The sequence below is a fragment of the Candidatus Erwinia dacicola genome (genome assembly GCF_001756855.1).
GTDB classification, from domain to species: Bacteria; Pseudomonadota; Gammaproteobacteria; order Enterobacterales; family Enterobacteriaceae; genus Erwinia; species Erwinia dacicola.
Genome location: NZ_MAYS01000180.1, coordinates 1 through 2,194, shown reverse-complemented (window position 1 = coordinate 2,194; position 2,194 = coordinate 1). Strand labels below are relative to the sequence as shown.

The window sequence follows — 2,194 nt, the reverse complement described above, 5'->3', positions numbered from 1 at the left end:
ATCGCAAGATGGCTGAACTCGAACACATACTCAACACGCGCGGGAGAAAATCACTGGGCTATCGTTCCCCCAACGAGGTATTTTTAACGCACTTACTGGCGGCATAAGCCCCCTCGGTTTTGTTGCGTCTCGAGTGGGAATGGGGCGTTGCTCTTAACGCCGGGGTGAACGGTATTTATCTTTCACGAACAAACCTTGATGCCGCTTTTGACGATAATGGTCAGCAGGTAAAGCCTCTGATGGCGCGTCTTACGGGGAATGTTGCCGGCGTGGAAAAACTGTTCGATCGTTGTGGCTGGAAGGCTGAATCTTACTCAGATACCTCCCCCATGCTTTTTAAGCTGCTGACGGCAGGCATCTCTGGTTTCGATAATAACCATACTGGCGGAGATTCTTCAGGCTGAGGGCGTGTCAGCTTGCCCGGTAGAGTCGATATCCACTGTACCGGGTGAATTACAGTTTCGGGTTTCGTTTCAGAATATTGAGAACATAGTCCCCGTTCTCTTTTTCAACAGAGTATTCCAGAAAACCAATATCCTTTAACTGCTGAAGGGCTTTTTTTACCGTGGCGTTCTGGTTGCCAAGATGGGAGGTCAACTGGAGGCGCTCACGCAGCCGGTCAAAGCCTATTCTGTAAAATGTACTGGGGAGCTCAGCCAGGTAGAGATACAGTGCCTGGGCTGATTCTTTGCGTGACAGCTTCTGGAGTGACTTCAGGTACAACCTGGTTTTGCCATCCACCCGGTACAGTGTATTCAGTTTTGAGTTAGGTTTGAGGATGATCTTGCCCGTGGAGCTATCGTAATACGTGGACTCAACCAGGTGCATGTTTATCGTTATCTGATCGTCTGTACCGGGTACTTTTTTAATAAAACTGATGTTCGTTCGGGCGATACGGGTTAACGAGGCATCGAAGCGTTCCTTCAGCTGGCGATCTATGCGTTTGCTGTCGATACCACAATATTTAGCAAACTCAGGGAAGTTCAGCTCCAGTTGCCCGTCCAGGTTCAGCTTTTTGTTGGACAACGCATACACAATACCCACCCAGACTTTGAAGTCTGTATCCATATCAAGGCGGGGGCCGTAAATCTGGATCTGATTGTAACCCTCACCCTCTACAATGGATAACCGGGACAGCGACTCCGTGGCATCAATGCTGTGACTCTTCCTACCACCCTTTTCAGTGGATTTCAATGTCGGGACAAACACACCTAATCGCAGAAGAACCTTCGGCTGGATGGTCTGGCGAAGGGTCGGCAGCAGGTGGATAACCTCACCGCTTTCCTTGCGCTCCTCTTCAATAAATAATGCTAACTCATTATTATTAGACATATTCACCATGCGAAGTTTGTGGACAGTAAAAGGATCCTACCCTGTACAGTGGATCATATCCACCCGGTACAGTGGATATATCACCCGTTACAGTGGAGCAGAGACCCTCTACAATGGATTTTCAACCCGGTACAGTGTATCCGATATTCCTGAAAGCACCGTGATTAAAGGGCTGAGAAGATCCTTATTCTTATTTGATCTGTTAATGATCCTGAATTGAACTTTATTATTGTTCTATTCAGTGGATAACTCCGATTGCACCGATATTCACTCAATATCGTGGTCTGGTTTTTCCGTCAGGATGTTATCTCCCCATGCCACTACTGTGGCCAGCTGCTCAACCGCGGCATGCGCCACACAGGCGGCCAGAAAATCCAGCACCGGGGCTGCTGCTTCACGGAACCTCGGACTGTAAATGCGTTAGCGACCATCTGGATTCACCTGGTATATATGACCAGCTTGAGGCTCTTCATTGTTATTTGCACCGACAACGACGGGGCCCCATTCCCACTCGAAACGCAACAAAGTGACCCACTGGCCAGACCCGGATAAAATCTCCGTTCTGGTCTTACTGGAGAGCCTGTTGCATGCAGGGAAAACATCTGACTCAGAAAGAGCGGTTCTACATTGAAAAGCGGCGTAGTGAAGGTGTAAAACTGGCTACCATCGCCAGAGAGCTTAATCTGTCCTGCTCCACTATTAGCAGGGAACTCAGACGCAATACCGACCCCGCTTTTAACGGCGTTTACTCCTGCAGGAGAGCGGATTCGCTGGCACGGGAACGGCGTCATAAACCCTTGCCAAAAAATGCTTTTCACCGGCTGGAGCCACACGTTCAGGACTTCATCCGGCAGGAGCTTTC

Annotated in this window: 2 protein-coding genes and 1 pseudogene; 2 read left to right on the top strand and 1 reads right to left on the bottom strand. The window is 49.3% G+C overall.

Features of this window, described 5'->3' with window-relative positions:
* Nucleotides 1-131: 131 nt before the first annotated feature.
* Nucleotides 132-404, top strand: a pseudogene (locus tag BBW68_RS05585) (hypothetical protein); the annotation flags it as partial.
* A 49-nt stretch (nucleotides 405-453) separates the two neighbouring features.
* Here the strand turns inward: BBW68_RS05585 and BBW68_RS05580 are convergent.
* Nucleotides 454-1,332, bottom strand: a complete 879-nt coding sequence (locus tag BBW68_RS05580; RefSeq protein ID WP_070134360.1) for a RepB family plasmid replication initiator protein — start codon at nucleotides 1,330-1,332, stop codon at nucleotides 454-456.
* 587 nt (nucleotides 1,333-1,919) lie between these two features.
* On the opposite strand from BBW68_RS05580, the gene BBW68_RS15975 reads away from it, so the two are divergent.
* Nucleotides 1,920-2,194: helix-turn-helix domain-containing protein (locus BBW68_RS15975; RefSeq protein ID WP_148127555.1), on the top strand; the 275-nt coding region annotated here is incomplete at its 3' end.